The organism is Atlanticothrix silvestris CENA357 (genome assembly GCF_016056295.1).
Classification (GTDB): domain Bacteria; phylum Cyanobacteriota; class Cyanobacteriia; order Cyanobacteriales; family Nostocaceae; genus Atlanticothrix; species Atlanticothrix silvestris.
Genome location: NZ_JAECZB010000056.1, coordinates 1 through 3,897, shown reverse-complemented (window position 1 = coordinate 3,897; position 3,897 = coordinate 1). Strand labels below are relative to the sequence as shown.

4 protein-coding genes, 1 pseudogene and 1 CRISPR repeat array are annotated in these 3,897 nt (G+C 39.6%); of the genes and pseudogenes, 4 read left to right on the top strand and 1 reads right to left on the bottom strand.

The genetic code is table 11. The features are described 5' to 3' along the window. Window positions 1-571: calcium-binding protein (locus tag I8751_RS30260; RefSeq protein WP_404800435.1), on the bottom strand; the 571-nt coding region annotated here is incomplete at its 3' end. Between the two features lie 809 nt (window positions 572-1,380). Here I8751_RS30260 and coaD point away from each other — a divergent pair. The 4 genes and pseudogenes from coaD to I8751_RS16925 all read left to right on the top strand — a co-directional run. Further along, the gene (gene coaD / locus I8751_RS16940) at window positions 1,381-1,932 is read left to right on the top strand and encodes a pantetheine-phosphate adenylyltransferase (protein ID WP_214440309.1); all 552 of its coding nucleotides are present in this window, start codon (window positions 1,381-1,383) and stop codon (window positions 1,930-1,932) included. Further along, the gene (locus I8751_RS16935) at window positions 1,842-2,510 is read left to right on the top strand and encodes a DivIVA domain-containing protein (RefSeq protein ID WP_214440306.1); all 669 of its coding nucleotides are present in this window, start codon (window positions 1,842-1,844) and stop codon (window positions 2,508-2,510) included. Before coaD ends, I8751_RS16935 begins: the two co-directional genes overlap by 91 nt. 150 nt (window positions 2,511-2,660) lie before the next feature. Beyond that, window positions 2,661-2,950: pseudogene (locus I8751_RS16930) on the top strand (element excision factor XisH family protein); the annotation flags it as partial. A 1-nt stretch (window position 2,951) separates the two neighbouring features. Continuing rightward, window positions 2,952-3,632: a CRISPR direct-repeat array (repeat unit 37 nt; unit sequence GTTTCAATCCCTGATAGGGATTTTAATGTTTTTCAAC). Window positions 3,633-3,694: 62 nt separating this feature from the next. After that, window positions 3,695-3,897, top strand: a 203-nt coding sequence (locus I8751_RS16925; RefSeq protein WP_214439601.1) for a helix-turn-helix domain-containing protein, incomplete at its 3' end; no start/stop codon positions are given.

Genomic DNA, 3,897 nt, shown 5'->3' with positions numbered 1-3,897 from the left:
TCCCCGTACCACCATACAAAGTATCATTTCCACGACCACCTTCTAAACGGTCATTACCTTGTTCTCCGAACAGGACATCATTGCCACTCAATCCTCTGAGGGTATCATTACCTAAACCGCCAAATAATTGGTCTGCAAAAGAACTACCATCAATTGTTTGCGCTTGGTTAACAGTATTCAATAGGAAATTACTTGCTTGCAGTAGGCTGGGATTAATGCCATTAAGTTTTAGTTGGGCTGAATAACCACCAAAAAAACTTGTAATCAAAGCATTGTCTTGACCGTCATTACTGATGAGCAATTTTAGAGTATTCCAATCACCAATGTTGAGGCTTCTGACATCAACTCTGTCTTGTCCTCGGACAAAATCTATGACGACATCATTTTGTTGATAGTATTCCAAGTTAAAAACATCATTCCCCGTACCACCATACAAAGTATCATTTCCACGACCACCTTCTAAACGGTCATTTCCGCCAAGTCCAGAAAGTGTATCATTACCTCCTAAACCTTGAAGAGTATCATTCCCTGCGGTTCCGACTAAATTATCGTTGTAGTTTGTTCCTAGCATAATTAGTTGTACTGTCCTTTTTAAGTTGGGAAGAAATACTTAAAGCCGTCGGACTGCTTCATTGCAGCGGAGTGGCTTGACTTAGGCGAATTACCGCGTAAACCCACAATGCAATATCTCCCCAACGCAGCGGCTCGGCTATACAAACTAAACTCGCTTGGGAAAGTCAGCATACTGCTAACCTTCGGCAACGCCAAGGGCAAATGCACAAACCATAGGCTAGAAAGGCTTAGTTTTTATAGCCTCAGACTCGAAGGCTGAGGATGATTTGCTTGTTTAATATTTGGTTGTCAAATATTAATAATTTTTTGTACGAAAAGTATTTAGTAATTTTCGTATAGGTTCGATTGGCATAGTCAATAATACTAAATAAATAATATATAGATTGTAAAAATTTACTAAAGTTACCTGCTTGCCATAGTGATCGCACGCAAATCGCAGCTTTGCAAAGGTTGGATATCCCCATGAAAATGAGTATAAATAAAATATTCATAAACTGTATAATTTTTACTTTACAGATTGACCATAATGTGTGTTAAATAGTCGTTTAATGAATATATTTGCTATAGGGGTGACTCTTGTAAACTCGCCCAGAGGCTAGAACTGCCTGTGTTGTAGTCTCAGCACAGACAGTTCAGGGCTACTAAAAGCCCACACTGATCCGAAGCGGGTACTAGTGTGGGTAGTTTACTCTCAAATAGGTAGTGATTAGCTAATCTTTTTGATTTCTTAAGCAAAAATATTGGTTCGCTAGGATTCAACAGCGTTTAGATATAATTACCCAAACAGCTTTGATGGATCTAAATACTGTGATTGCTATTTATCCAGGTAGCTTCGACCCGATCACCTTAGGACACCTTGACATCATTCAGCGTGGTAGTCGGTTGTTTGAGCAGGTGATTGTTGCTGTGTTGCGAAACCCTAATAAAATACCATTATTTACTGTGCAGCAACGCATTGAACAGATTCGCCTAGCTACGCGACATCTAACCAATATAGAAATAGATAGCTTTAATGGTCTTACTGTCAATTATGCCCAAAAGCGACAGGCAGGAGTCTTATTGCGGGGTTTACGGGCAATTTCCGACTTTGAAGTAGAGCTACAAATGGCTCATACTAATAAAACTATTTCCACTCAAATAGAAACAGTTTTTTTAGCAACATCAAATGAGTATAGTTTTTTAAGTAGTAGTGTGGTAAAAGAGATTGCAAGGTTTGGCGGTTCTGTCGATCATCTTGTTCCCCCACACGTTGCCCTAGATATATACAAATGCTACAACCACAACTCTCCAATGGAGAACCCAATCACAACGGAAGCTACCCCCCCACTCAAGAGTATCCCAACGGATCTGGAAGCGTAGATATTCAGCAGGAACTCAACCGTCTTGAGGAGTTGATTCTTTATGGTATTCGGATTCCGCTAACGGGACGCACACTCATAGATGAAGAAAGGCTGTTGGAACAGCTTGATTTTATCAGGCTTTCTTTGCCAGCAGTCTTTCAAGAAGCAGCAGTAGTGCTGGAACAAAAAGAAGAAGTGTTGCTGGAAGCAGAAGAGTACGGGCAGCAAATTGTTGATGCAGCCCAAGCCAAAAGAGCGCAAATTTTAGCTGAAAGCGATATTATCCGACAGGCAGAACGAGAAGCTGAACAACTGCGGCAACAAGTACAACAAGAGTGTGAGGCGATGATGCAAGAAACCCTCACCGAAATTGACCTTAAGCGGCGTGCTTGCCAACAAGAGTTAGAGGAAATGCGAAAAACTGCGATCGCCCAGGCTCAAGAAATTGAAAATGGCGCTGATGAGTACGCTGATAGTGTCCTCGAAGGCATCGAACGGGATCTCGAAGATATGTTGCGAATTATCACTAACGGACGGCAACAACTGCGACAAGACACCATGTCACAGCGCAATTCATCTTCACCTAAGAGAAAATGAGGATGAGGTAGCAGGCGGGCAGAATATTTTGAGGAAAATAAGACAGAATAATTGAGTCTGCTATCATGAAATATGTCTTTGGTTTACTATGTGTCTGCAAAAGATATCTTTCACAAAGTAGTCTTTCTTGCTCTTCAAAAATAGCAGTGGATGATTACAGATGATCCACTCAGATTTAAATTTGGCAATGTCAACTTTCAGATTGATTTAGGTGCAGAGATATTGTATTGATTGGCGCAGAGCGAGCCGATGAAAAAATAGCCATTGAAATTAAGAGCTTCCTAAGTCCCTCTGCAATTACTGACTCTTTTTCGGCTTTAGGGCAGTTCCTGAGTTATCGCCTTGCATTGTCAGCCACTCAACCAGAGCGTATTCTATACCTATCAGTTCCACTAGACGTATACCAAACATTTTTTCAACTTGAATTCACACAAACTGCGGGTTTCAATCCCTGATAGGGATTTTAATGTTTTTCAACAGAAGTCCTTTGAGATATCCAGGCGGAAAAACTAAGTTTCAATCCCTGATAGGGATTTTAATGTTTTTCAACCAACAATCGAACTAAAAGCGGCACAACTAAGAGCGTTTCAATCCCTGATAGGGATTTTAATGTTTTTCAACAATAGTGCTGTAAGTCCCAGGTTTGATTCCTGGTAGTTTCAATCCCTGATAGGGATTTTAATGTTTTTCAACGCAAGTTTCCAAGTCAACTTTAACTGCCCTAATAGGTTTCAATCCCTGATAGGGATTTTAATGTTTTTCAACGTTCCCTCAAATCTCCAATTATTAATCGATTTAGCGTTTCAATCCCTGATAGGGATTTTAATGTTTTTCAACTTGTTGTGCGTTAGCTGATTGAGTACCAAAAATTTGTTTCAATCCCTGATAGGGATTTTAATGTTTTTCAACGTTAAGTACACGTTCTTCTGTTCTAGTTAGTAGGTTTCAATCCCTGATAGGGATTTTAATGTTTTTCAACGAATTTTTAATGACTTCTTCTCTATTCTTTCCTTGTTTCAATCCCTGATAGGGATTTTAATGTTTTTCAACCATGCAATTCTGCTCTTAGAGTCACCGCTTTCGTAGTTTCAATCCCTGATAGGGATTTTAATGTTTTTCAACCTAATACCATTTCACTAAAAAAATGATAGAAATAGTTAAGTCAGAAATATGAGCAGAAGTTCATGGCTGGAGTCACCAAAGTAAAAATAGAAGAATCGGCAGAGGAATTACGTGAACTGCTGAAAAAACAGAAAACAGCATTAGGAAAAGAACGTATTCAAGCATTGTATTTACTAAAGATAGGTCAGGTAAGGACAATACAAGATTTAGCGGTAGTGTTGGGAAGAGGAAGTGCCACAGTACAAAGGTGGTTCAAGGCTTATAC

What these genes read in the sequence shown, in the direction of transcription:
- I8751_RS16935 (WP_214440306.1), top strand. Translation starts at nt 1,842, where the DNA reads ATGCTACAACCACAACTCTCCAATGGAGAACCCAATCACAACGGAAGC.